The sequence below is a fragment of the Nonomuraea aurantiaca genome, assembly GCF_020215705.1.
GTDB classification, from domain to species: Bacteria; Actinomycetota; Actinomycetes; order Streptosporangiales; family Streptosporangiaceae; genus Nonomuraea; species Nonomuraea aurantiaca.
The window spans coordinates 177486-201899 of sequence record NZ_JAIWNB010000010.1 but is presented as its reverse complement, the minus strand read 5'-3'; the positions used below and the strand labels follow the sequence as shown (position 1 = coordinate 201899).

The window sequence follows — 24414 nt, the reverse complement described above, 5'->3', positions numbered from 1 at the left end:
GATGGCCAGGGCATGCTGCCCTCGACCCCAACCCCGACCCCAAGGGAGCTCCTCGGTATGACGCCCATCCTCAGCGTCGTCGTCCCGATCTACAACGTAGAGCCGTATATCGGCGAATGTCTGGAATCTCTGGCGGCTCAGACACTGGAGGACATCGAGGTCATCCTCGTGGACGACGGCTCACTGGACGGAAGCGCGCGGCTGGCCGGCGAGTTCGCGGCCCGCGACCCCCGCTTCGTCCTGCTCGACCAGCCGAACCAGGGCCCAGGCCCGGCGCGCAACGCGGGGATCCGGCGGGCCCGCGGCACCTATCTGGCCTTCGCGGACAGCGACGACGTCGTGCCGCCCAAGGCGTACGAGCTGCTGGTGGAGTCGTTGCGGGAGAGCGGCTCGGACTTCGCGTGCGGCGGGGTGCTGCGCCTGGCGGAGGGCGAGCTGGCCGTGTCGTCCATGCACGAGAAGGCGTTCCGGCGCCCCGCGCGGGGCGCGCACATCCGGGAGCGCCGGTCCCTGATCAGGGACCGCACGGTCTGGAACAAGGTCTACCGGCAGGACTTCTGGCGTAAGCACGAGCTGGAGTTCCCGGCGGGGATCTATGAGGATGTGCCGCTCAGCATGCGGGCGCACGTGCTGGCGACGGGCGTCGACGTGCTCACCGACGTCGTCTACCACTGGCGCAAGCGCGAGGAGGGGGAGAGCTCGATCACCCAGCGGCGGGCGGAGCTGCCGAACCTGGCCGAACGGCTGGCCGCCATCCGCGCGGTCCGGGCCTTCCTCACCGAGCAGGCGCCCGAGCTCACCGACGCCTTCGACGGCCTGGTGCTGGAGAAGGACATCCTGTTCCTGTTCCAGGCGCTGGAGTACGCCGAGGACGACGAGATCGGGCCGCTGCTCGAACTCTCGCAGGAGTGGCTGGCCGGGCTGAGCCCCGTCGCCCTCGGCGAGGTGGCGTCGCTGCGCAGGCTCGAACTCCACCTGCTGAGCCGCGGCCTGGTCGAGGAGTTGCGGGTGGTGCGCAGGTTCAGGCGCGACTCGGTCGACGGCACCCCCATCGTGCCGCACGAGATCGGCTGGTACGGCGACTACCCCTACTTCCGCGACCGGACCCTCCAGATCCCCGACGCGGTCTTTGAGGCGAGCGACGAGGTCAAGCTGCTGGCCACGGTCCATGAGTGCGGCTGGACGGGGAGCCGCTTCGAGGTGCGCGGCGAGGTGGCCCTCCACCGGGTGGCGCGGGAGCCGAACCGGGTCGGCATGTGGCTGACCGACGGCGAGCGCCGGGTCCCGCTGGAGGTACGGCGCACGGGCGGGCAGGGCGTCTCGGTGGAGATCGACCCGGCGCTGCTCGAAGAGGGCGGCCCGAGCTGGCGGCTGCACGCACGGGTGGAACTGTGCGGCCTGGTGTTGAAAACGTGCTTTCGTGATGCCGAGGCGCAGAAGGTCTGGCGGCTGTCGGTTCCAGGATGGTCAAGAACCGGCATGGACATCGCCCAGTAGTTCCAGAGAGTAATTGGATCACGGCGTTGCGTCGCCATGCTTGGAAGCCATGAGGACCTATTCGCTCGATGACGTCTACGCGACACGCAAGCGGAGAGACTCCTGGTGGACCGTGTACTTCGTGGACCCGGTCGCCTGCCGGGCAGCTCTGCTGGTGGCCAACCACACGCGGTTGACGCCCAACCAGCTCACGGTGGTCTCGCTGGTCCTCGGCATGGTGTCCGCCGTATGTCTCGCGATGGACCTGCTGGCCGCGGGGGCGGCCATGTTCTATCTGAGCTTCATGGTGGACTGCCTTGACGGCAAGATAGCGCGGCTCAAGGGCTCGGGGACGCCCTTCGGCCTGTGGCTCGACTACGTCGGCGACCGGATCAGGGTGGTGTGCTGCGCCGCCGGTCTCGCCTACGGCCAGTACGCGCTCACCGGCGACGTTCGCTACATCGTCATGGGCGCGGCGGTGGCGGTGGTCGACCTGTTCAGGTACGTCAACGCGCCGCAGATGAAGCGGGTCCGCGAGACGGTCAAGGCCGAGCGGGAGGCCGACGGGGAGGCCCGGGCGGAGGAGGAGGACGAGCCCGAGGTGCGGATACCGCGCCAGAGGCCGCCGATGAGCCGGTCCCGTCGTCTCGTGCGGCGGATCAACAAGGCGATGGCCCGCCGCCGTATCCGCGCCCACCTGATCAGCGGCATCGAGTTCCACGCCGCGGTGTTCGTGGTCGCGCCGCTCGTGGGCACCGTGGCGCTGATCCCGGTTTCCGCGGTCGCCAGCGTCTCGTTGCTGGTCAACGAGGTCTGGCTCGTCCACCGGATGTGGCTCTTCACGCGCAAGCACAGCGTGCCCTCCACGAGGAGCCGAGAGCACGTTCTCGTCTAAGTTTTCGGGGGTTTTCATGTCAGACCGGCCCATTTTCGTCGTCGGCTGTCCGCGCTCCGGCACCACGATGCTGCAGCTCATGCTCCACTCGCACCCGCGGATCGCGGTGCCGCCGGAGACCAGGTTCCTGGTGCCCGTCTACCACCGGCGCCGCTCGTTCGGCGACCTGCGCGTCGAGGAGCGCCGCCGCGCGCTCGCGGAGTGGATCGCGGGCGACCGCAGCACCAAGTTCCGCGAGCTCAAGCTCGACAAGGAGGACTTCGTCCAGCAGGTCGTCGACGGTCCCGGGACGCTCGGCTCGGTGCTCGGCACCACCTTCCGCATGTACGCCGACCGCTTCGACAAGCCCCGCTGGGGAGACAAGCGGCCGAGCTACGTCAAGCAGGTCGACATCCTGCTCAGGCTTTTCCCCGACGCCCAGTTCATCCACCTGATCAGGGACGGCCGCGACTGCGTCTCGTCGCTGAAGGAGATGCCCTGGTACACCCTGGACTCCTTCCACGCGATCTCCACCTGGGCCGAGGCCATCGACGCGGGCAACAGGCTGCGGCGGATGCTGCCCGAGGACACCTACTACGAGCTGCGGTACGAGGACCTCACCGACGACCCGGCCACCGAGATGAAGAAGCTCTGCCACTTCCTCGACGAGGACTTCGACCCGAGTACGGTCTCTCCGCGCGAGGCGGCCACCGTGGCGGTCCCCGCGCACAAGGTCTGGCACAGCAACACGCACGGCGAGGTCACCCGCGCCAGGGTGGGCAGCTGGGCCAAGCGGCTGGAGGACTGGGAGATCTCGCTGTGCGAGCAGGTGCTCGGCGACCGGCTGGAGGCCAACGGCTACGAGCTGTCCGGCGCGCCGGCGGCGGCCAAGGAGCACCTGGTCACCTGCCACAAGACGATGCAGAAGCGCCGCGCCAACCGGATGCGCAAGATGGTGCGCGACCGCATCAACCGGCTGCGCGAGCCGAGCCCGGTCGCCGCGCTGCTCACCTCGAAGCAGCAGCTGCTCGCCGGGATACCGCAGCCGCGCAACGAGTCGCCCGAGCTGGCCCAGCGCGCGCGGTAGCAGATCTGCTCGTCACCTGGTCAGGTGGACGAACAGGGCTTCCCAGCGGTCCAGGACGTGGTCGAGCCGGAAGGCGTCGGCCCGTGCCCGAGCGGCGGCGCCCAGGCGCCGCCGCTCCCACGCCGAGCCCATCAGCCGGGCCAGCGCCGCGCCGAACGCGCCGACGTCCCCGGCCGGGACGAGCACCGGCCCCACCGACCGCACGCCGCCCGACACGTCGAACGCCACCGCGGGCACCCCGTGCGCCGCCGCCTCCAGCAACACGACCGGCAGCCCCTCGTGCTCGCTGGTCAGCCCCAGGATCGCCGCCTTCAGGTATTCGCCCGTCATCCGGGCGGCGGGGACGCGGCCCCTGAACACCACGCGCTCCCCGACCCCCTCACGCGCGGCGTGCGCGCGCAGCCGCTCCAGCTCGCCACCGTCGCCGATCAGGTGCAGCTCCCACGGCGCCGGCGCGCCGGCCCTGGCGAACGCGCTGATGAGCCGGTCGAACCGCTTGATCCCCTCCATCCGCCCCACTCCCAGCACCCGGGGCGTCTCCAGCCCGGACACCTCCTCCGGCCAGCGCGCCAGCGGGTTGGGCAGGGCCCAGGTGTTGGGCAGCAGCGCGTCCTCGGAGAAACGCCAGGCGTCGTCCTCGCTGAGGAAGACCGCCTGGTCGAGGTTGAGGTAGTGCTGTCTGATCGAGCCGAGGTGCCAGCAGCCGCGGGCGTGCTCGTACGAGCCGTGGTACTGCCCGACCCGATGGAGCGAGCCGGGCAGGACGGACGTCAGCCGCGTCACCACTCCCGGTGAGGTCAGCACCGCGAAACCGCCCCGCATCGGGTCGAACAGGGCGGCCAGCCGCTCGTCGGCCCGCCTGCGTGCCCGCGCGCTCTGCGGTCCCAGGGGCTCCGGGCTGATCACGTGACGCCGGTAGCCGGGCTCCTCGACGTAGCGGAACGGCGCCGCCGCCCGGTGCAGCCCGACCACGTGCACGTCGTAGCCGCGTTCGGCCAGCCCCTGCGCCAGGGTGTGCGTCACCTGCTGGATGCCCCCCAGCGTGTCGGCGTCCATGCAGGCGAACACCACGGTCACGACGCCGCCCGGTGCCCGAAGAAGGCGTCCACGACGCGCGCGGCGGCGTCTCCCCGCTCGTCCGCGCACCACAGCTCGCGGAAGGCCGCGTAGCGCTCGGCATGGGCCGCGTGTACGGCCGGCAGCTTCCGCAACGCCTCGACCACCTCCTCGGTCGTCGTGACGCACGGCCCCGGGGCGATCGCCGGCAGGTCGTGGTAGACGCCCCGCTCGGTCAGCCGGTACTCGTCCCAGTCGTCGATCAGGAACACCATGGGCTTGCCGGTCAGCGCGTAGTCGCACATCACCGACGAGTAGTCCGTGAGCAGCGCGTGCGAGGCCAGCATCAGGTCGTTGATCTCCGGGTACGACCCGGCGGGCCGGACGAAATGCCTGACGTGCTGCGGGGTCCTGAAGCGTTCCACCGGGTGCGTGCGCAGGATCAGCACCCACTCGCCGGCCAGCTCCTCGGCCATCAGCTCCAGGTCCGCCCGGATCGACTGCCCGCTGTTCTTGGCCCGGTCGCGATAGGTGGGCGCGTACAGCAGGATCTTCCTGCCGGGCGGTATCTCCAGCCGTTGCAGCACGTCGTGCCTGCTCTCCTGGCGCACCAGCGCGTCGCAGCGCGGCGTGCCGTACCTGAGGACCTGGCCCGTGTAGCCGTTGGAGGGCAGGAAGACCCGCGAGAACTCGGCGCTCGGGGCGATGAGCGCGTCCCAGCGGGCGACGGCGGCGCGCCACTCGGCGCGCGGGCGGTCGAAGTCGGCGCGCAGGTCGGGCGCGTCGAAGCCGACCGACTTGATGCCCTGTCCATGCCAGGTCTGGAGATAGCGGGTCCCGGGCGGTTTCGGGTAGTTGAGCGGGAAGCCGTGGCTGTCGACCCAGATGCCGGCGCGGGCCAGCAGCCATACGTACCGCCAGCCGCCGCGGCGGACGAGCCGGGCGTCGGCGGGGAAGTTCGCCCGGCACCTGGCCACCGACCAGAAGACGCGGATCGGCAGGCCGCGCCGCCGCAGCTCCTCGTAGATGGCGCGCGGGCTGCCGGTGTAGCCCTTGCCGACGTCGGCCTCGAACAGGGCCAGGTCAGGGCGGGGCGGAAGCAGGCGGATCACCGCCTTGTAGAAGCGCAGCTTCATCGCCGGCGTGCTGAGCCGCCGCAGCAGCCGGCGCTTGAGCCGGTGGAGCCGTGACCTGACCGATGGGACGCGCACGCGCAGGTACGCGGCGTTGCCCTCGGCCGTGACCCGGCGCCCCGCCGGCAGCGCGACCGGCGCCATGTCGGGCGGGGCCATCAGCCGGTCGGTCGTGGTGCGGCCGTCGCAGCTCCTGGTGAACCCGATGCGCGGCTCGCACGAGGCCGCAGGCGTGAAGGCGATCTCACTCACGTAGCCGCCGTCACCGGACGCGACCGGCTGGATGGGGACGCGTTGGCCGCCGAGCTGGAGGAAGGCCGTCCACTCGACCGGCAGCACGCCGAAAGGGTCGTAGGTGTGCACGCTCATCCGGATCCGCTCGCCGTCCCCGGCGATCTCGGTCACCTCGTGCCGCAGCCGGGCCGCGCTGTAAGGCAGCTCGGCCATCCGCAGCCGGGTGATGTCCATGCCGGGCGCGACCGTCGTGCCCCAGTACGTCCGTCCCTCATGGCGTACGGCGGCCCGTGGGGCGGCACACGGGTCGGGCAGCGACCGGGCGGCCACCAGCAGGTCGTCGACCCGGTCGTCGAGGATGAGATGACAGCAGACCCGGGCCATCGGCTCGATCCGCTCGAACACCTCAAGCGGGATCTCCTCCAGGTACGGCCGCACGACGGAGGCGAACTCCTTCGCCCACACCCGGCCGCGCCGGGGCAGCGGGTTGAGGTACACGCGCAGGTCCTGCCTGAGGAAGCGGTACTGCCGGTCGGGCACCAGGTCTCCGGCGCCATGGGCACGCAGCACGTCGTCGCTCATCCGGGCCGCCGCCACGCGATGCCGTACGTTGTCCATCTCCTTGATGTTGAGCGAGATGGAGCGGTCGTCGGGCGCGCGGTGCCAGTGGTAGACCACCCAGGGCACGACCGCGAACCGGCGCGAGACGGCGTACAGGCCGGCCGCGAAGACGTGGTCCTCGTAGTGGAGGCCCTCCGGGAAGCGCAGCCCGTTCTCGCGTAGGAAGCGCACGTCGTAGAGCTTGTTGGTGCTGAAGCAGTCGAGGAACAGCTCGGGCTCCGCGCCGATGCCCGCCACGACCCGCCGCCTGGCGAACAGTGTGGGGTAGTAGGGCGCCAGCCGGCCGCTCCGCTCGTGCAGCCGGGAGATCTGCCCGGCCACGAAGTCGGCGCCGGTCCGCTCGATCTCGCCGAGCAGGCTCTTGCAGGCGTGCCTGGGCAGCTCGTCGTCGCTGTCGAGGAACATCACGTACGGCGCGGTCGTCGCGTCGAGACCGTCGTTCCGGGGTGCGCCGCAGCCGCCGCTGTTGACCTGCCGGCGCAGGTAGCGGACGCGGGGATCGGAGCGCGCCAGCTCGCCGGCCACCCGGGGCGTGTCGTCGGTGCTCGCGTCGTCGGCGATGATCACTTCGAGGTCGTGCAGCGACTGGCCGAGTACCGATCGCACGGCCCGGGGCAGGCGGGCCGCGTCGTTGTAGGTGATCACGACAACAGTGCAGTCCGGCATGCTCATCTCCCCCGAATGTCCCCCGAAATAAGACATGTGGTGATGAACTGCCCCGGCTTTGGGAGAAGTGTCCGGACTTGATGGTGTCTTTGCTGAATCAGCGCATGAGGCGTCTGATCAGCCAGCCGAGGAGCAGCAGCCCCGCGATCGCCCCGGCGACGGGTGCCAGGCGCTTCAGTAGCGGTGTCCCGGCGATCTCCAGCAGGTCGAGCGCCTCCTCGTCGGGCGTGCGCGACGTACGCAGCGTCCCGGCGGGCCGGACGTCCTCCTCGGGACCGGGCACCACGCTCAGCCGCGGCTCACTCTCCCCAGGCTCCAGGGGCTCCGGGGCCGCTGGTACGGCGGGTGCCTCGTGAGCCGGCTCGGTCAGCAGTTGCGCGAGGTTGGCGGCGAACCTGTCGATGAGCTTCGCGCCGACCTCGGCCATGACCCCGCGCCCGAACTGGGCGGGCCGGCCGGTCACGTTGAACGACGTCTCCACCAGGACCGTGGTGGACCCGTCGCGCGGCGTCAGCGTGGCCTTGACGGTCGCCGAGGCCGTCCCCGCGCCGCGCGCCTCCTTGCCCGACGCCTGGATGGTGAGTGTATGGGCGTCCTTGTCCACGTTCTCGAACCTGGCCACGCCACGGTAGGTCACGGTGATCGGGCCGACCTTGACCTTCATCCGGCCGGTGAACTCGTCGCCCTCGAAGAGGTCGAGTGACGCCCCCGGCAGGCACGGCGCGACCCGTCCGACATCGAGCAGCACGGCCCACGCCTGCTCGACCGGCACCGGAACGCTGAACTCATGCTCGAACCGCATCGCCATGGATCCGCTCCTCTCCGCTGATTGCGACATTACGTCTGAGAAGGGGCGCCCCGAAAGGGCGCCCCCTCGAACCGGTCAGGGAGACCCGGCGGCGTGGAGTATCGCGCGATGGGTCAGCACCCTGGCCAGGTGCCGGCGATAGTCGGGTTGGGCGTGCAGGTCGGAGGGCGGAGAGGTGCCGGCCGCCGCCTCCTCGCACGCCCGCCGTACGTCATCACCCATCTGCATACCCCGCAGAGCGGTCTCGACCACGCGGGCCCGCACGGGCGTCGGGCCCATGTTGGTCAGGCCGATCCGCGCCTCCTCGATCGCTCCGTTGGAACGCTTGACCGCCGCGGCCACTCCGACGGTGGCCCACGACTGCGCGGTCCGGTGGAACTTCTCGTAGTGGTAGCCCCAGCCGGCGCCGAGCTTCGGGAGCCGCACCCCGACCAGGACCTCTCCCGGCCCCAGCGCCGACTCCAGGTAGTCGACGAAGAACTCGGCGGCGGGGATCTCCCGCTCGCCCTCGGCCGACCTGGCCACGAAGACGCCCTCCAGCGCCAGGACCACCGCGGGCAGGTCGCCCGCCGGGTCGCAGTGCGCCAGCGAGCCGCCGAACGTGCCGCGGTGGCGTACGGCGGGATCGGCGACCGTCGCGGTGGCCTGCGCCACCAGCGGGCAGTCGGCGTTGACCACGCCGGAGCGCAGCACCTCGTCGTGCGTGGCCATCGCGCCGATGAAGACGTGGTCGCCACGGTCGTGCACGCCCGTCAGCTCGGGCAGGCGGCCCACGTCGACCAGCTTCGACGGGTAGGCCAGCCGGAGCCGGAGCAGCGGGAGGAGTGACTGGCCACCGGCGAGGACCTTGGCGTCCTCGTCGGCGGCGAGCTCCTGGACGGCCTCGCCGAGCGAGCCGGCGCGGACGTAGTCGAACTGGGCCGGGATCATCGCAGCGCCCTCCAGATCCGCTCGGGTGTACATGGCATCTGGATGTCGTGGATGCCGCGTGGTCGCAGCGCGTCGACGATGGCGTTGACGACCGCCGGGGTCGAGGCGATCGTGCCGGCCTCGCCGACGCCCTTGGCACCCAGGGGATTGCTGGTGGCCGGGGTCTCGGTCCGGTCGGTGACGAAGTCCGGCAGGTCCATCGCCGTCGGCAGCAGGTAGTCGGCCATCGTGGTGGTGAGCAGGTTGCCCTCCGAGTCGTAGACGGCCTCCTCGTACAGCGCCTGCGCGACGCCCTGCGCGATGCCGCCGTGGATCTGGCCCTCGACGATCAGCGGGTTGACCACCGCACCCACGTCGTCGACCGCCACGTACGAGCGGATCTTCGCCATGCCGGTCTCGGTGTCCACCTCCACCGCGCACAGGTGCGTGCCGTGCGGGAAGGAGTAGTTCTCCGGGTCGAAGGTGGCGTCGGAGTCGAGCCCGGCCTCGACGCCCTCGGGCAGGTCGTGGGCGGTGAACGCGGCGTAGGCCAGCTCCTGGATGGTCTTCTGGGAGTCGGTGCCCTTCACCTTGAACACGCCCTCGGCGAACTCCAGGTCGTCGGGCGCGCATTCGAGCAGGTGCGAGGCGAGCTTCCTGGCCTTGTCCTTGACCTTGTCACACGCCTTGAGCACAGCGATGCCGCCGACCGTCAGCGAGCGCGAGCCGTAGGTGTCCATGCCCTTGTGCGCGATCGCCGTGTCGCCGTGCAGCACCGTGATGTCCTCGAACGGCACGCCGAGCGCGTCGGCCGTGATCTGGCTCCACGCCGTCGCGTGGCCCTGGCCGTGCGGGGAGGTGCCGGTGATGACCTCGACCTTGCCGGTCGGCAGCATGCGTACCGAGCCGTGCTCCCAGCCGCCCGCGCCGTAGTTGGCCGCGCCGAGCATCCGGGACGGGGCCAGCCCGCACATCTCGGTGAACGTGCTCACGCCGATCCCGAGCTGGACCGGGTCGCCCCGGTCGCGCCGGTCGGCCTGTTCGGCGCGCAGCTTGTCGTAGCCGAACAGCGCCATCGCCTTGTCCGTCGCCGCCTCGTAGTTGCCCGAGTCGTAGGTCAGCCCGGAGATGGTGGTGTACGGGAACTCGTCGTGCTTGATCCAGTTGCGCCGCCGTACCTCCAGCGGGTCCAGGCGCAGCTCGGCGGCCAGCTCGTCCATGACCCGTTCGATGCCGTACGTCGCCTCGGGCCGGCCCGCGCCCCGATAGGCGTCGGTCGGCATCTTCGTGGTGAAGACGCCCGTACAGCCGAACTCGTAGGCGTCCATCTTGTAGATGGCGTTGAACATCGACGCGCCGAGCATCGGTATGCCGGGCGTGACCAGCATCAGGTAGGCGCCCATGTCGGCCAGTAGCTCCACCTGCAGCCCGCGGATCCGCCCGTCGGCCTCGGCCGCCAGCCTGAGGTGCTGGATCTGGTCGCGGCCGTGGTGCACGGTCAGGTTGCCCTCGGAGCGGGACTCCGTCCACTTGACCGGCTTGCCCAGCCGCTTGGTGAGCAGCAGGCACAGCACCTCTTCCGCGGTGACCTGGAGCTTGGAGCCGAACCCGCCGCCCACGTCGGGCGCGATCACCCGGATCTTGTGCTCCGGGATGCCGGTCACCACGGCCAGCATGACGCGCAGGACGTGCGGGATCTGCGTGGACGACCAGAGCGTGAAGGAGTCGCCGTCGGTGCCGGCGAGCACCGCCCGCGGCTCCATCGCGCTCGGGATGAGCCGCTGCTGGATGTAGGTCCGGTCGATGACCACGGGCGCGTCCCTGAAGGCCGCCTCGACGTCACCCGAGGTGATCTTCACGGTGTACGCCTGGTTGCCCGCCTCGTGCACCTTGGGGCTGTCGGGGGCGAGCGCCTCGTTCATGTCGAGTACGGCCGGCAGCGGCTCGTAGTCGACCTCGATCGCCTCCAGCGCGTCCGCCGCCAGGTAGTGGTCGGTGGCCACCACGCAGGCGACGGCCTCGCCCACGTAGCGCACCTCCGACACGGCCATCGGCGGGTGGTCGGGGATCACGATGTCCTCGCTCACCGGCCAGGCGCACGGCAGGCTGCCCTGCTCGGCGGCGAAGTCCTGGCCGCCGAACGCCGCCACGACGCCCGGCAGGTCGCGTGCCGCCGAGACGTCGACCCGGGTGATCCGCGCGTGCGCCATCGGGCTGCGCAGGAACATGACGTGCAGCATCCCCGGCTGCCGCAGGTTGTCGGTCCACTGGGTATGCCCCGTCAGCAGCCGCCGGTCCTCCTTGCGCTTCCTCGCCTTGCCCACCTCGGTCATGACGTCCTCACCGCCTGGCCCATCTCCTGCGCGCCCCGGCGTACCGCGCGGACGATGTTGCAGTAGCCGGTGCACCGGCAGAGGTTGCCTTCCAGGCCCTCCCTGATGGCGTCCTCCGACGGGTCCGGATTGTCCCTGAGCAGGTCGATCGCGGCCATGACCATGCCGGGGGTGCAGTAGCCGCACTGCAGGGCGTGTTCCTCGTGGAAGGCCTGCTGCATCGGGTGCATCGACCCGTTGGCGCCCAGTCCCTCGATGGTGACGACGTCGCAGCCGTCGGCCTGCACGGCGAGCACCGAGCAGCTCTTCACACTCTTGCCGTCGAGCATGACGGTGCAGGCGCCGCAGTTGCTGGTGTCGCAGCCGACCGGGGTGCCGGTCTTGCCCAGACGTTCTCGTAGCAGGTGGACGAGAAGGAGCCGCGGCTCGACTTCCTCCTCGTACTTGACTCCGTCGACGGTGATGGCCATGCGAGGCATACGTCCTCCCAGAGGAGCGCGGGAAAGGCGGACAAGGCCCAACGTACGCCGGTGTTTGCCCCGGTCAAGGGTTACTTGCCGCGGATCACCCGCGCGATTACGGCGACGAGCCCCGCGAAGCCCAGCCCGATGATCACCAGAGACACCAGGACCAGGGGGTCCGTGATCGCGCGGGTCAGGAGCAGGATGCCGAGCACCACGAAGAGCGTGCCGCTCAGCAGTGCCATCCAGTCCGTCCGGTGCACCCTGCGCGGCTTGTCGACCTCACGCGGCACGCCGCACCTCCATGTCGCCGAAGCCGCCCCGCAGGTTCAGCACAATGGTCGGGACGGCGCCCTTCGGCCGCGTGTCGGGCTCCAGCACCTTGTCGAACTTGACGTCGACGCCGCCTCTGAGCGACTGGTCCACCTTGATGTCGCCGACCTTGTTGGTGGCGTGCACCTCGACCCGTGTCGTCGGTGGCACGATCACGGTCAGCTCGCCGATCGAGACCTTGGCGTTGACCGTCAGATTCGCGCCCGGCGTGAGCTTGAGCTCGGACAGGTCGAGCCGGCCGTCCCCGACGCCCACGTCGTAGATCCGGCTCGCCTCCGCCACGGTGGTCGGCCGCCAGACGGAGTCGCCGACATTCCGCGGCAGGTCGCCGACCATCATGCCGAGGCCGATCAGCAGGGCGACCAGGGTGCCGGCCGCGACCAGTCCCGCGCCGCGACCCCACCAGGCGGCGATGAGCAGCCCGGCGCCGATGGTGACGAGTACGGCGCCGCCGACCAAGGTGGGACTGGCCCCCGAGGCGGACCTGGCTTGGACCGCCACGACGATCCCTCCAATGATGATTGCCAGCAACATGGTCATGGCGCCGATGAACGATCTGGGCCGCTTCTGCTTCTGGCGGGGCGGGGGTGTCTGCCTGCCGTACAGGGCGGGGTCGTACGGCGAGTAGCCGCTGGCCCGCCGGCGCGGGTCGAGCGGCTGGAAGGGGCCGTTCGGCGCGAACGGCTCGCCGTAGGTGAGTGCGGTCCTCGAGCGCGGCGGGGTCTCGGGGGCGGGCCTCTGGAACGGCTCCGCCCGCTGGTCGGGCGCCGCTCTCTCGTACGGCTCCGCGCGCACGGCGGCCGGCTCATCGGCCGGCCTGTCGCTCGGCGCTCGCGTCGGCTCGGCCGGCCTGTCGATCGGTGCTTCCGCCGGCTCGTCGGTGGCCCGGTCGTCGATCGGCACGTCGGCGGGGACGGGGTTGACGCGCGTCGGGGCGGTCGGCGGCTCCGATCCGGCGGGAGACGCGGTCACCGTCTCCGCCGGCGTCACCGTCTCCGTCACGGGTTCGCGTGGGTACGGCTCGGCGGCCGGGCGGGGCCGCGCATAGCTCGTCGTGGGCGGGGTGTGGCCGGGAATGGGCGAATACGTGAAGTCGTTCAGGTACGGCCCGGGCGCGCCCGGCCGGGCGCGGCGGGTGAGCCGCTCGGGCATCGACCGGACCAGGCCGAGCAGGTCCACGCCGTTGGTGTGCGCCGCGAGCAGCCCGATGGCCAGCATCATGCCGACCACCAGCGTGCCCGAGTCGAGCCAGACCGTCGCCAGGTTGAGGCCGAGCCCGGCGGCGAGCACCGCCGTCAGCAGCGCCAGCACGGTGGCGGCGTCGAAGTCACGCCCGGTCCACTGCTCGATGTAGCCGGGCCGTCCGTTCGGCTCCTTCATCAGCAGGAACGCCGCGATGTACAGGAACAGCCCCATCCCGGAGCCGAAGAGCAGCACCGCGAAGGCCACGCGGAACACCACCGGGTCGATCCCCGTGTATCGCCCGAGGCCGGCGCAGACTCCCATGAGGAAGCGCCCCTCGCTGCTACGTCGCAGCGCGGTCGGCGGAGCGGCCGGTTCCTTCGGTGGTGCTTCTGTCATGCCACTATCGTGGCCCCACCGGCCCGCCGTCTGCATCCGGGAGACCCCTGACCCGACCCGGGGGTTGTTCCCTGATGTCCTCAACGCGGCGGACATGTGACGATGGCGATGTTATGGCGGACCAGAAAATTCTTGCCCAAGCCGGTGGCGACGCGCCCTACCGCCGGATGATGCGCCCCATGGAGGGCCGGCTGCTCGGTGGCGTGGCACAAGGGCTGGCGGCTCAGCTGAAGCTCGATCCCGTGGTGATCAGGCTGATGTTCGTGCTGCTCAGCGTGGTCGGCGGGGTGGGCGGGGTGGCGTACGCGGCGCTCTGGATGATCACGCCCCGCGTGCCGTACGAGGGGCAGCCGCCGCAACGCGACTGGAGCCAGCTCGCGGCGTTCAGCGCGATCGGCGTGGCGCTGTTCGCGTTCGGCTGGCTGACCGGCGCCTCCCAGGGGGGCATCGCCATCCTGCCGTTCGCCGTGGTCGGCATCGGCGCGCTCATCCTGTGGCAGCAGGCCGATCCCGAACGCCGCCGCAGCTGGGTGAGCGGGGCGACGAAGAGCATCAGGAAGAACCGGGTCCGCACACTGCTCGGCATCGCCCTCGTCGTCATCGGTGCGGCGGGCTTCCTGGCCGCTCAAGGGGAGCTGTCCGCGGCCAAGCCCGGCCTGATGTTCACCATCGTGGTGGTCGGCGGCCTGGCGGTCATCGCCGCGCCCTGGCTCGCGGGCCTGTGGAAGGAGCTCCAGCTGGAGCGGCGCGACCGCATCAGGTCGGAGGAGCGGGCCGAGGTCGCGGCGATGGTGCACGACTCGGTCCTGCACACGCTCACGCTGATCCAGCGCGTCGCGCACGACCCGCGCGAGGTCACCAGGCTCGCCCGCGCGCAGGAGCGCGACCTGCGCAACTGGCTCTACCAGCCCGCCCAGGACGCCGACGCGACGCTCGCCGCGGCCGTACGCAGGATCGCCGCGGAAGAGGAGGACGCGCACGGCGTGCCGATCGAGGTGGTCTGCGTGGGCGACATCGAGCTCGACTCGGCCGGCAAGCTCGGCGCCATGCTGAAGGCGTCGAGGCAGTCGATGGTCAACGCGGCCAAGTACTCTGGCAGTCCGTCTATTTCCGTCTATGCCGAGGTAGAGGGCGAAGAAGCCACGATTTTCGTGAAGGATCGTGGCAAGGGATTCGACCTCGACGCGGTGCCTCTCGACAGAATGGGGATCAGAGAGTCCATCATCGGGAGAATGGAGCGTCACGGCGGCGCCGCCAGGGTGCGCACCGAGCCCGGTGAGGGCACGGAAGTGATGTTGACGATGAAGGTGGAGAGGCAATGACCAGGGTGCTGATCGTCGACGATCACCGGCTGTTCCGTTCCGGCGTACGGGCCGAGCTGGGCGACTCGATCCAGGTCGTCGGAGAGGCCGAGGACGTCGAGACGGCGGTCAAGGCGATCGCCGAGCTCGCCCCCGACGTGGTCCTGCTCGACGTGCACATGCCCGGCGGCGGCGGGCAGGAGGTCCTGCGCAGGGTGCTCGGCGCCGGGTCGCAGGTACGCTTCCTGGCCCTGTCGGTGTCCGACGCGGCCGAGGACGTGATCGGCGTGATCCGCGGCGGCGCCCGCGGCTACGTGACCAAGAACATCAGCGGCACCGAGCTGACCGACGCCATCCGCCGGGTGGCCGACGGCGACGCGGTCTTCTCGCCGCGGCTGGCCGGGTTCGTGCTCGACGCGTTCGCCTCGTCGGAGGCGCCGTCGATCGACCCCGAGCTCGACTCGCTGACGCAGCGCGAGCGCGAGGTGCTCCGGCTGATCGCCCGCGGCTATGCCTACAAGGAGATCGCCAAGGAGCTGTTCATCTCGGTCAAGACGGTCGAGACGCACGTGTCGTCGGTGCTGCGCAAACTCCAGCTGTCCAACCGGCACGAGCTGTCCCGCTGGGCCACCGCGCGGCGTCTGGTCTAGCGGTTTCGCGAACTCGGACCGGCGTCTGGTCTGGCGGCTTTTCTGGGTCAGAGGCGGCGTGTGTCGGTTTTGTCGGGCCGAAATGCTGGCTTAGTTGGCTCTGGCGTGCGACATTTCCAGAATGGGCAGGGACGTGCCGGTCGTCGTGTTCAGTCGGGACGATCGTCGGAAATATCGGGAAAAAGTGCGACGATGCCTGGACGTCTTCGCCCAGATGCTCCGCGATGCCCGCTTCGAGGTCGATCGGCCCCTCGCCGGGCTGGAGATCGAGCTCAACATCGTGGACGCCGCGGGCGAGGCGGTCATGCGCAACGCCGAGGTGCTCGCCGCGATCGAGCAGCCCGACTGGGCCACCGAGCTGGGCCAGTTCAACATCGAGATCAACATCGAGCCCCAGGAGCTGGGCGGCGACGGGCCGCTCAGGCTGGAGAACGACGTCAGGGCGCGGCTCAACCACGCCGAGGAGCGCGCCCAGTCCGAGGGCGGCCACCTGGTCCTGATCGGCATCCTGCCCACGCTGCGCGAGCAGGACATCGGCGAGGGCACGCTGTCGGCCAACCCGCGCTACCGGCTGCTCAACGAGCAGATCTTCGCCGCCCGCGGTGAGGACCTACACCTGTCGATCGAGGGCATAGAGCGCCTCGACACCCACGCCGACAGCGTCGCGCCCGAGGCCGCGTGCACCAGCGTGCAGCTCCACCTGCAGGTCAGTCCGGAGCAGTTCGCCGCGCACTGGAACGCCGCCCAGGCCATCGCCGGGGCACAGGTGGCCGTCGCCGCCAACTCGCCGTACCTGTTCGGCAAGGAGTTGCACCGCGAGACCAGGATCACGCTGTTCGAGCAGGCGACGGACACCCGTCCCGCCGAGCTGAAGGCCCAGGGCGTACGTCCGCGCGTCTGGTTCGGCGAGCGGTGGATCACCAGCGTGTTCGACCTGTTCGAGGAGAACGTCCGGTACTACCCGGCGCTGCTGCCGCTCTGCGAGGACGAGGACCCGCGGGCCGAGCTGGAGCAGGGCCGCATCCCCGAGCTGCACGAGATGACCCTGCACAACGGCACGATCTACCGGTGGAACCGGCCGGTGTACGCGGTGGTCGGTGGCACTCCGCACCTTCGGGTGGAGAACCGGGTGCTGCCCGCCGGGCCGTCCGTGGTCGACATCGCGGCCAACGCGGCCTTCTACTACGGGTTGATGGCCGTACTCCCGCATGCCGAGCGGCCGATCTGGAGCCAGATGTCGTTCGCCGCCGCCGAGGACAACCTGAACAGCGCGGCCAGGCACGGCCTCGACGCACGTCTCTACTGGCCGGGACTGGGAGAGGTGTCCGCGGGCGAGCTGATCCTGCGCCGCCTGCTCCCGCTGGCCCACGAGGGACTCGGCAAGTGGGGCGTGGACCGGCCCGTGGCCGACAGGCTGCTCGGGATCATCGAGGGCCGGTGCCTGTCCGGCCGTACCGGAGCGACCTGGCAGGTGGAACGGGTCCAGGCGCACGGCGGCGACCGGCACGAGGCGCTGCGGTCGATGACGCTCGAGTACATCGAGCGGATGCACGGCAACGAGCCGGTGCACACTTGGGAAGTGTGACGCCTTTCAGAAGACCCCTGGCCCTTGTCCTGGTGTTCCTCCTGGCCGCGTGCGGGCTGTCCCGGCCCGCTTCCATGGACGCGTCAGGGGCCGACACGTTCGAGGGTGACGTGCGGACGGCGCGGGAGCTGACGGAGGCATTCTGGAAGCAGCAGTTCAGCGCCCTCGGCAGGACTTACCGCCCTATTACCGATTTCGTACCCTATTCCGGGAAATCAGGGCCGAATTGCGGCGGCCAGCCTGCCGTTCCGAACAATGCCTTCTACTGCCCTGACGGACATTTCATTGCCTATGACCAGGACTGGATGAAGTCGCTCTGGAGCGAGATGGGAGACGGCTCGGTCTACCTGATCATCCCCCATGAGTTCGGACATTCGGTGCAGGCGCAGCTGCGGGCCGGCTTCGAGCTGAACGTACAGGCGGAGCTGCAGGCCGACTGCTACGCGGGCGGCACGCTGGCGTCGCTCGTCAGCTCGGGCGCGCTGCGGGCGGAGCCGGGGGACGAGGACGAGCTGTTCCTGAACCTGGAGGCGGCGGGCGACCCGACGGACGACTGGCTCAATCCCAGCGCCCACGGCACGGCCCAGCAACGCCAGCAGTCCTTCGCCAACGGCCTCAACGGCGGAGTAGGCGCCTGCTGATCTTTTGTCGGGGTTCGCGGTTGATGGGCGAGGGCCTGCTGGGGATGTATGCGCGTGTCAACCCAAAGGATGATGCGGCCGATCATGACGTCGGCATACCGTTGTCCCATGCCATTGGGAGAGATCGGCTGGCTGCGCGGGGGTGCCTGCAGATCCAGTGATCCTGAGCTGTTCTTCCCGCTCGCGCCCTCCGCCACCCAGGAGGCCCGCGCCAAAGCGGTCTGCGCCACCTGCCAGGTCCTGACCGAGTGCCGCTCCTACGCGCTGACGGCAGGGGAAACGGACGGCATCTGGGGCGGCCTGACCCCGGAGGAGCGCCGACGCTCCCGCTTCCCCTCCGGCTGGCGCAGCCCAGCCGCCAGCTAGCGCCGAGCATCGTGGGCCACGTGTGGGCTGCGCCTGGCACGGCCCGTGACGGGCGAGGGCGACGTAGCCTGCAGGAGTGCTGCTTCGCTCGATCGCCGTGCTGGCCGTGGCCAACGTCCTCAACAACCGGGTGGCGCCCCGCCTCGCCCCCCTGACCTCCGCCGCCGCGACCGCCGCCCTGGTGGCGATGGCGCGACGGTCCGGGGTGTCATGGCAGGAGCTCGGGTTCGAGCACGGGCCAAGGGGCGCGGCGATCGGCGGCGCCCTGGCAGCGGGTGTCGCCGCCGTCTACACGGCCGGGGTCGCGATGCCACGCACCCGGCCGCTGTTCCAGGACGACCGCGCCCTGTCGCTGTCGCGCGCACGCGTCCTGGAGGAGGCGCTGGTCCAGGTCCCTCTGGGCACGGTCCTGCTGGAGGAGATGGGTTTCCGCGGCGTCCTGTACGGCATGCTTCGCCGTACCCACGGGACCGTCGCCGCGACAGCGGTGTCGTCGGTGCTGTTCGGGCTGTGGCACATCCTCCCGGCCATCGACATGTCCCGCGCCAACCCGGCACTCGGCGCCCTGGCGGCCGGCGAGACCCCCGGCCGCCTGGACACGGCCCGCGTGGTGGCGGGCAGTGTGGCGTCGACGGCCGCCGCAGGCGTCCTGTTCTGCGAACTACGCCGCCAAGGCGGCTTGACGGCCCCGACCATGCTGCACCTGGCGACCAACTCTCTCGGCTACCTCTTCGCCCGAATCGCCGGAAAGCCGCCCGCGCCCACCAAATGAGATCGCTCCGAGTCGTCGGCTCGACGTCGACTCACGGCGGGTTGGCGCGGCCGGATGGGAGGAGGCCGAGCGAGCGGGCCTTCTGCAGCGCCATCACCCGGTCGTGCACGCCCAGCTTGCGGTAGAGGTTCTCCTTGTGCTTGTTCACCGTCGCCTCCTTGATGCTGAGCCGGCGGCCGATGGCGTACGCGGTCAGCCCTTCGCTCAGGAGCATCAGAACCGCCATCTCGCGCAGGGTGATCCTGTGCTCGGCCGGGTCCGCGAGCTCGGACAGGCGGAACACCACCTTCTCGTGTGCGTCGACCGTGTTGAGGAGTGAACGCGCGAGACCGGCGTATTCGAGATCCCGGCCGCTGTAGCCGGTGCCATCGCGGCTCATGATGACGCCGCGGATCTGACCGGGCCGGGAGTCCAGAGGCAGGGCGAGCTGGCGGTCGATGCCGATCGCCGCCCTGCCCGCGTGGTAGGCCTCGCTCCTCCACCAGTCGCCGTCGGCGACGTCGTCCATGGCCAGAGGTGTTCGGTCTCCGGTTCGTGCGTAGTGACGGAGCAGCGGGTGCGCACGCATGTGGGAATGGATGAGGGCGTCCAGCGGTGCTTGGTGCAACCAGTCGGGCGACCCGGTCAGCGCGTGCCCGGTGCCCGCCGCCCAATCCAGGTCGATGAGCACCGCCAGATCTCCCGGCAGGTCCGTCGTCAGCCGCTCCATCAGCAGGGGCCAGACGCGTACCGGCTCCCTCGCCGTGAGGATGTCCATCGCCAGGTCGTGAATGCGTCTGCCATCCTCCCTGAACAAAGACGTCATGGGCGCATTGTGCATGAACGATTACCATCTGGCACGGCGAATAGGAAGTACGCACTTCTTCGTATTCACCGGCACGGCCGAGCGGCGGGACAGTGTGGGACATGACGCGAGGAACTATCCGTTTCGGATTACGCCTGGCGGGAGCCGCGCTGCTCGTCACCACCACGCTGACGGCGGTGACGGCGGTGACGGAGGTGCCCGCCTACGCCAGCCCCCTCGACGCGATGCGCCGATGTACCGAGGGCCAGGTCGCGAACCACGACATCCCGCACCTGCTCGTTTGGGGCAACGGCGGCGGCGGGGTCCCCGTTGGCCGCGACCCGAGCAACATCATCGAGCCGGGTGACGTGTTCCAGATCATCCCGGACATGAGTTCGCGAGTGGATCCTGACGACTGGGAGGGCGGCAGCCTCGGCCCCGACGGCAACGGGCAGGTCGCGACCCAGGGATGGCCCTACCCCGGCCTGGCCCAGTACTCGGCCGTGCTGCGCTTCAACAACAAACCCGGAGGCTGGACGAGCGACGCGCGGCAGGCGACCGCGTTCAATCACTGCACGGTCTTCCAGGACAACGCCCCGGCCAGGTTCTCCTTCGGCGTGAACGACCCCAAGACGGGCGACAACCACGGCGCCTGGACCTTCCACGTGCTGATCTGGAAGGCATCCGCCCCGACCACCGGCCCCATGGACAGGTGCGGCCGGAACCTGCCGGCGACCGGGCCGCGGGATCGGGCCGACACCTCCCTGGGAGTCGCCGGCAACGGCAGTTTCGGCAGTTTCCCCACGGGGCCTACGCCGGGCAACTTCCTGAGGCAAGGGGACGTCCTGCGCCTCGAACCCGATTACGCGAGCAGAGCCCGCATGGACTACTTCTTCGCCGACCACGGTCCCAACGGCACCAGCAGACCGGCCGCCGCCACCGGCTGGCCGTACCCCGACCTGTTCGAGTTGTCGCCCATCCTGCGCTTCAACAACAACCCGGTCGGCTGGATAGGCGATCCCGTGCAGGCGACGGCCCTCGGCGGATGCATGCTCTGGACCGACGCCCGGCCCGTCCGGCTGCTGTTCGGCGTCAACGACCCCGATCTGTCCGACAACTCCGGACAGTGGAACTTCCGTATTCGGATATACGGCCGCGATTAGGGCGTGTCTCGTAGGCGGGGCAGCCAGGTGGCGCAACTCAGAAGGAGTGAGCAGATGCCTTTCGATGACTACCAGCGGGAGAGCTCCCGGCGGATAGACCACCAGCGGGAAATGGTCCGGCGCTCCACCGACGAGTCGGCGCGCAGGCGCGATCGCGAAGAATGGCGTGCCCGCCGTAACAGCGACAAGGACGACCTGAGCCTCGGGACGCAAGTCATCATCGCCGTCGTGGCTCTCGTCATCTTCTTTCTTGTGGTGTACCCGCAGCTGCCCCACCACTGAGGGGCGGCTGGTGAAGGACGCGCGCAATCGCTCCGCGGGGGTTACATCCGGCTCAGGGGGATGGCCCGGAGGGGGGTCAGGCCGTTGTGACGGTTTGGAAGCCCTCCGCGTAGTGGCCCTCGCCGAAGCCGGCCTGTTCGGCCCACGCGGCGAAGCGGGTCTTCACGAAGTCGGCGAAGCCCTCCACGTGTCCCACCTGGCTGACGTGCGACAGCAGGGCCGCCAGCTTGCGGTCGATCGCCTCTGTGATGTCCGTCCAATGGTTGGGGGTGGAGCCGCCCATGAGCCAGACCTCACGGACCGTCCAGGCGTCCAGGCCCTCGTCCTTGACCAACTCGGGGAAGGCGTACGGGTTGCGCGCGTCGGGGTAGACGGCGTCGAGGGTGGAGCCGCCCACCGCGCGGTGGTCGGGGTGACTGGGGGCGATGAACTGGTAGTTGCGGTCGGGGTGGTGGGTGATCACCAGGTCGGGGCGTACCTGGCGGATGACCCTGGCGATGTCCTTGCGCAGCTCCAGCGACGGCACCACCGTGCCGTCCGCGTGGCCGAGGAAGCGGACGTCCGTGACGCCCACCGCCTTGGCGGCGGCCGTCTGTTCGGCTCTGCGTAGTTCGGCCATGCCGGTGTTGTCGAGCGTACGTTCGTTGCCGCCCGCGTCGCCGTCCGTGACCAGCAGGTAGGTGACCTCGACCCCCCGATCGACGAAGAGGGCGACCGTGCCCGCGGCGCCGAAGTCGGCGTCGTCGGGGTGCGCGGTCACGACAAGTACCCGGTTGATCTCGTTGTCGGCGAGCATCTTCTCCCTTTCGGATCGTTCACTGACGACAACCAGCGGTTCGCGGCCGACATTCCGGGCTGCCGGCGCCGGCGATCGATGGATCCGCCGTCACGGTTTCCGGGCGGCCAGGCGGATGGGCTGCGGTGGCGGGGGCCGCGGTCCAGGGGTTTGGAGTGGATTGTCGGTTTTTTGGGGGTGGGATTCCAGGCGTCGAGGCGCCGTTTGTCGGTGGAGAGTCTTAACCTGGGTGCGTGCCGACCCAAGTCTCTGTTGACCACCCCTTGCTCGATGGCCTCAACCCGCAACAGCGGGAGGCCGTGATCCATCACGGCGGTCCGCTGCTGATCGTGGCGGGGGCGGGGTCGGGAAAGACGCGGGTGCTCACCCATCGCATCGCCTACCTGCTCGCCGAGCGTGAGGTGCATCCGGGCGAGATCCTGGCCATCACCTTCACCAACAAGGCCGCGCGCGAGATGAAGGAGCGCATCGACCGGCTCGTCGGGCCCAGGTCGAAGGCGATGTGGGTGATGACGTTCCACAGCGCCTGCATGCGCATCCTGCGCCGCGAGGCCAAGCGGCTCGGGTTCCCCTCCAGTTTCTCCATCTACGACCAGGCCGACTCGCAGCGGCTGATGGCGATGGTGTGCAGGGAGATGGACCTCGACCCCAAGCGCTACCCGCCGCGGTCGTTCTCCGCCCAGGTGAGCAACTTCAAGAACGAGCTGGTCGACTACGAGACCGCGCTCGACAAGGCGGGCTCCCACCTGGAGAAGGTGCTCGCCGAGGCCTACAAGAGCTACCAGCGCAAGCTCACCGAGGCCGGCGCGATGGACTTCGACGACATCATCATGAACACGGTGACGCTGTTCCAGCTCTTCCCGGAGGTGGCCGAGCACTACCGGATGCGGTTCAGGCACGTGCTCGTCGACGAATACCAGGACACCAACCACGCCCAATACATCCTGATCAGGGAGCTGGTGGGCCGCCCCGACCTGCGCACGACCGACGGCGAGCTGGTCCGTTCGGGTGCCGACCAGTCGGAGCTGTGCGTGGTCGGCGACGCCGACCAGTCGATCTACGCCTTCCGCGGCGCGACGATCCGCAACATCCTGGAGTTCGAGCGCGACTACCCCGACGCGCGCACGATCCTGCTGGAACAGAACTACCGCTCCACCCAGAACATCCTGGCCGCCGCCAACGCCGTCATCGCCCGCAACGAGTCGCGCAAGCCGAAGAACCTCTGGTCCGACCAGGGCGACGGCCCCAAGATCGTCGGTTACGTGGCCGACAACGAGCACGACGAGGCCATGTTCGTGGCCCAGGAGGTCGATCGGCTCAGCGACGAGGAGGGCGTCAAGGCAGGCGACGTCGCGATCTTCTACCGCACCAACGCGGCCTCCCGGGTGTTCGAGGAGATCTTCATCCGCACCGGCCTGCCCTACAAGGTGGTCGGGGGTGTGCGCTTCTACGAGCGCAAGGAGGTCAAGGACCTGCTGGCCTACCTGCGCGTGCTGGCCAACCCCGCCGACGTGGTGTCCATGCGGCGCATCCTCAACGTGCCCAAGCGCGGCATCGGCGACCGGGCCGAGGCGATGCTGGAGGCGCTCTCGTCGCGCGAGCGCATCTCCTTCTGGGAGGCGCTGCGCAGGGCCGAGGAGGCGTACGGCATGGCGACGCGCTCGCTCAACGCGGTGCGCGAGTTCGTCGCGATGATCGAGGGGCTGATCGGCAAGGCCGAGGGCATGCCGCCGTCGGCGCTCGCGGAGGAGATCCTGGTCGCCACCGGCTACCGCGCCGAGCTGGAGGCTTCGGAGGATCCGCAGGACGAGTCCCGGCTGGAAAACCTCAACGAGCTCATCTCGGTGGCCTCGGAGTTCGAGGAGGCCAATCCCGAGGGCACGCTGGTGGAGTTCCTGGAGCAGGTGTCGCTGGTGGCCGACGCCGACCAGATCCCCGAGGCCGACGGCGGGCAGGGCGTGGTCACGCTGATGACCCTGCACACCGCCAAGGGGCTGGAGTTCCCGGTCGTCTTCCTGACCGCGATGGAAGACGGCGTCTTCCCGCACATCCGCTCGCTGGGCGAGCCGAAGGAGCTGGAGGAGGAGCGCCGGCTGGCCTACGTGGGGATCACCAGGGCCCAGAAGCGCCTCTACCTCACGCGGGCCGCCGTACGCAGCTCGTGGGGCTCACCGTCGTTCAACCCGGCCTCGCGGTTCGTCAACGAGGTGCCGGTGCAGCTGCTGGACTGGCGTACCCCGCCGGAGAAGTCGGCCTGGAGCGCGGCGACCCGGCGCGAGCCCGCGCAGGCGGCGGCGCCGAAGAAAGGCGCCCGCACGGTGCCCACCCTGACGCCCGGCGATCGGGTGACGCACGACGCGTTCGGGCTGGGCACCGTCGTGTCCGTGGACGGAGTGGCGGAGAAGACCAAGGTCAAGATCGACTTCGGGAGCGGAGGCGAGAAGACGCTGCTCCTCGCCTACGCTCCGCTGGAAAAGCTCTGACCCGTAAAGGATCTGACCG

Annotated in this window: 22 protein-coding genes; 12 read left to right on the top strand and 10 right to left on the bottom strand. The window is 69.9% G+C overall.

Features of this window, described 5'->3' with window-relative positions; translation table 11 throughout:
* Positions 1-57 precede the first annotated feature (57 nt).
* Genes LDL49_RS24465 through LDL49_RS24455 form a run of 3 tightly spaced genes read left to right on the top strand, consistent with a single transcriptional unit; the run spans position 58 to position 3437 of the window.
* Positions 58-1497, top strand: coding sequence for a glycosyltransferase family 2 protein (locus LDL49_RS24465; RefSeq protein ID WP_225293725.1), 1440 nt, complete (start codon positions 58-60; stop codon positions 1495-1497).
* Positions 1498-1546: 49 nt separating this feature from the next.
* Complete coding sequence (locus tag LDL49_RS24460) at positions 1547-2371, top strand: CDP-alcohol phosphatidyltransferase family protein (protein ID WP_225293722.1); 825 nt, start codon at positions 1547-1549, stop codon at positions 2369-2371.
* A 16-nt stretch (positions 2372-2387) separates the two neighbouring features.
* On the top strand, positions 2388-3437 hold the full coding sequence (locus LDL49_RS24455) for a sulfotransferase family protein (RefSeq protein WP_225293720.1): 1050 nt from the start codon (positions 2388-2390) through the stop codon (positions 3435-3437).
* A gap of 12 nt (positions 3438-3449) precedes the next feature.
* Here LDL49_RS24455 and LDL49_RS24450 read toward each other — a convergent pair whose 3' ends face one another.
* The 8 genes from LDL49_RS24450 to LDL49_RS24415 form a co-directional block, all read right to left on the bottom strand.
* A complete protein-coding gene (locus LDL49_RS24450) occupies positions 3450-4514 on the bottom strand; it encodes a glycosyltransferase (protein ID WP_225293717.1) in 1065 nt (354 codons plus the stop codon).
* Positions 4511-7147 (bottom strand): bifunctional glycosyltransferase/CDP-glycerol:glycerophosphate glycerophosphotransferase, encoded by a 2637-nt coding sequence (locus tag LDL49_RS24445; protein ID WP_225293715.1) that lies wholly within the window; start codon positions 7145-7147, stop codon positions 4511-4513. Before LDL49_RS24445 ends, LDL49_RS24450 begins: the two co-directional genes overlap by 4 nt.
* A 97-nt stretch (positions 7148-7244) precedes the next feature.
* Positions 7245-7955: an SRPBCC family protein gene (locus tag LDL49_RS24440; RefSeq protein ID WP_225293713.1), complete on the bottom strand. Its 711-nt coding sequence runs from the start codon at positions 7953-7955 to the stop codon at positions 7245-7247.
* A 75-nt stretch (positions 7956-8030) separates the two neighbouring features.
* Positions 8031-8885 (bottom strand): FAD binding domain-containing protein, encoded by an 855-nt coding sequence (locus tag LDL49_RS24435; RefSeq protein ID WP_225293973.1) that lies wholly within the window; start codon positions 8883-8885, stop codon positions 8031-8033.
* Entirely contained in the window at positions 8882-11197 is a 2316-nt protein-coding gene (locus LDL49_RS24430; RefSeq protein ID WP_225293712.1) for a xanthine dehydrogenase family protein molybdopterin-binding subunit, read from the bottom strand. Before LDL49_RS24430 ends, LDL49_RS24435 begins: the two co-directional genes overlap by 4 nt.
* Positions 11194-11676 carry a (2Fe-2S)-binding protein gene (locus tag LDL49_RS24425; protein WP_225293710.1) on the bottom strand — a complete coding sequence of 161 codons (483 nt, stop codon included), beginning with the start codon at positions 11674-11676 and terminating at the stop codon, positions 11194-11196. Before LDL49_RS24425 ends, LDL49_RS24430 begins: the two co-directional genes overlap by 4 nt.
* Positions 11677-11747: 71 nt before the next feature.
* A complete protein-coding gene (locus LDL49_RS24420; protein ID WP_225293708.1) occupies positions 11748-11951 on the bottom strand; it encodes a hypothetical protein in 204 nt (67 codons plus the stop codon).
* Entirely contained in the window at positions 11941-13572 is a 1632-nt protein-coding gene (locus LDL49_RS24415; protein WP_225293707.1) for a PspC domain-containing protein, read from the bottom strand. The genes LDL49_RS24420 and LDL49_RS24415 overlap by 11 nt, the downstream gene beginning before the upstream one ends.
* A gap of 113 nt (positions 13573-13685) precedes the next feature.
* Between LDL49_RS24415 and LDL49_RS24410 the strand changes: the two genes are divergently transcribed.
* The 6 genes from LDL49_RS24410 to LDL49_RS24385 all read left to right on the top strand — a co-directional run bounded on the left by LDL49_RS24410 (position 13686) and on the right by LDL49_RS24385 (position 18887).
* Positions 13686-14894 (top strand): ATP-binding protein, encoded by a 1209-nt coding sequence (locus LDL49_RS24410; RefSeq protein WP_225293705.1) that lies wholly within the window; start codon positions 13686-13688, stop codon positions 14892-14894.
* A complete protein-coding gene (locus LDL49_RS24405; RefSeq protein ID WP_225293703.1) occupies positions 14891-15523 on the top strand; it encodes a response regulator in 633 nt (210 codons plus the stop codon). Before LDL49_RS24410 ends, LDL49_RS24405 begins: the two co-directional genes overlap by 4 nt.
* Before the next feature lie 184 nt (positions 15524-15707).
* Positions 15708-17108 (top strand): glutamate-cysteine ligase family protein, encoded by a 1401-nt coding sequence (locus tag LDL49_RS24400; RefSeq protein WP_225293701.1) that lies wholly within the window; start codon positions 15708-15710, stop codon positions 17106-17108.
* Positions 17105-17749, top strand: a complete 645-nt coding sequence (locus LDL49_RS24395) for a neutral zinc metallopeptidase (RefSeq protein ID WP_225293699.1) — start codon at positions 17105-17107, stop codon at positions 17747-17749. The genes LDL49_RS24400 and LDL49_RS24395 overlap by 4 nt, the downstream gene beginning before the upstream one ends.
* A gap of 108 nt (positions 17750-17857) precedes the next feature.
* Positions 17858-18115, top strand: coding sequence for a WhiB family transcriptional regulator (locus LDL49_RS24390; RefSeq protein ID WP_225293697.1), 258 nt, complete (start codon positions 17858-17860; stop codon positions 18113-18115).
* Positions 18116-18191: 76 nt separating this feature from the next.
* The gene (locus tag LDL49_RS24385; protein ID WP_225293695.1) at positions 18192-18887 is read left to right on the top strand and encodes a CPBP family intramembrane glutamic endopeptidase; all 696 of its coding nucleotides are present in this window, start codon (positions 18192-18194) and stop codon (positions 18885-18887) included.
* A 31-nt stretch (positions 18888-18918) separates the two neighbouring features.
* On the opposite strand, the gene LDL49_RS24380 is transcribed toward LDL49_RS24385, so the two are convergent.
* Positions 18919-19692 (bottom strand): helix-turn-helix transcriptional regulator, encoded by a 774-nt coding sequence (locus tag LDL49_RS24380; protein ID WP_225293693.1) that lies wholly within the window; start codon positions 19690-19692, stop codon positions 18919-18921.
* Between the two features lie 101 nt (positions 19693-19793).
* Here LDL49_RS24380 and LDL49_RS24375 point away from each other — a divergent pair, with 101 nt between their 5' ends.
* Together LDL49_RS24375 and LDL49_RS24370 are read left to right on the top strand one after the other, a co-directional pair.
* The gene (locus LDL49_RS24375) at positions 19794-20834 is read left to right on the top strand and encodes a hypothetical protein (RefSeq protein WP_225293691.1); all 1041 of its coding nucleotides are present in this window, start codon (positions 19794-19796) and stop codon (positions 20832-20834) included.
* A 54-nt stretch (positions 20835-20888) separates the two neighbouring features.
* A complete protein-coding gene (locus tag LDL49_RS24370) occupies positions 20889-21116 on the top strand; it encodes a hypothetical protein (RefSeq protein WP_225293689.1) in 228 nt (75 codons plus the stop codon).
* Positions 21117-21192: 76 nt separating this feature from the next.
* Here the strand turns inward: LDL49_RS24370 and LDL49_RS24365 are convergent, their stop codons facing one another.
* On the bottom strand, positions 21193-21912 hold the full coding sequence (locus LDL49_RS24365) for a PIG-L deacetylase family protein (protein ID WP_225293688.1): 720 nt from the start codon (positions 21910-21912) through the stop codon (positions 21193-21195).
* A 233-nt stretch (positions 21913-22145) separates the two neighbouring features.
* Between LDL49_RS24365 and pcrA the strand changes: the two genes are divergently transcribed.
* On the top strand, positions 22146-24395 hold the full coding sequence (gene pcrA / locus LDL49_RS24360; protein WP_504854016.1) for a DNA helicase PcrA: 2250 nt from the start codon (positions 22146-22148) through the stop codon (positions 24393-24395).
* The last annotated feature ends 19 nt before the right edge of the window (positions 24396-24414 follow it).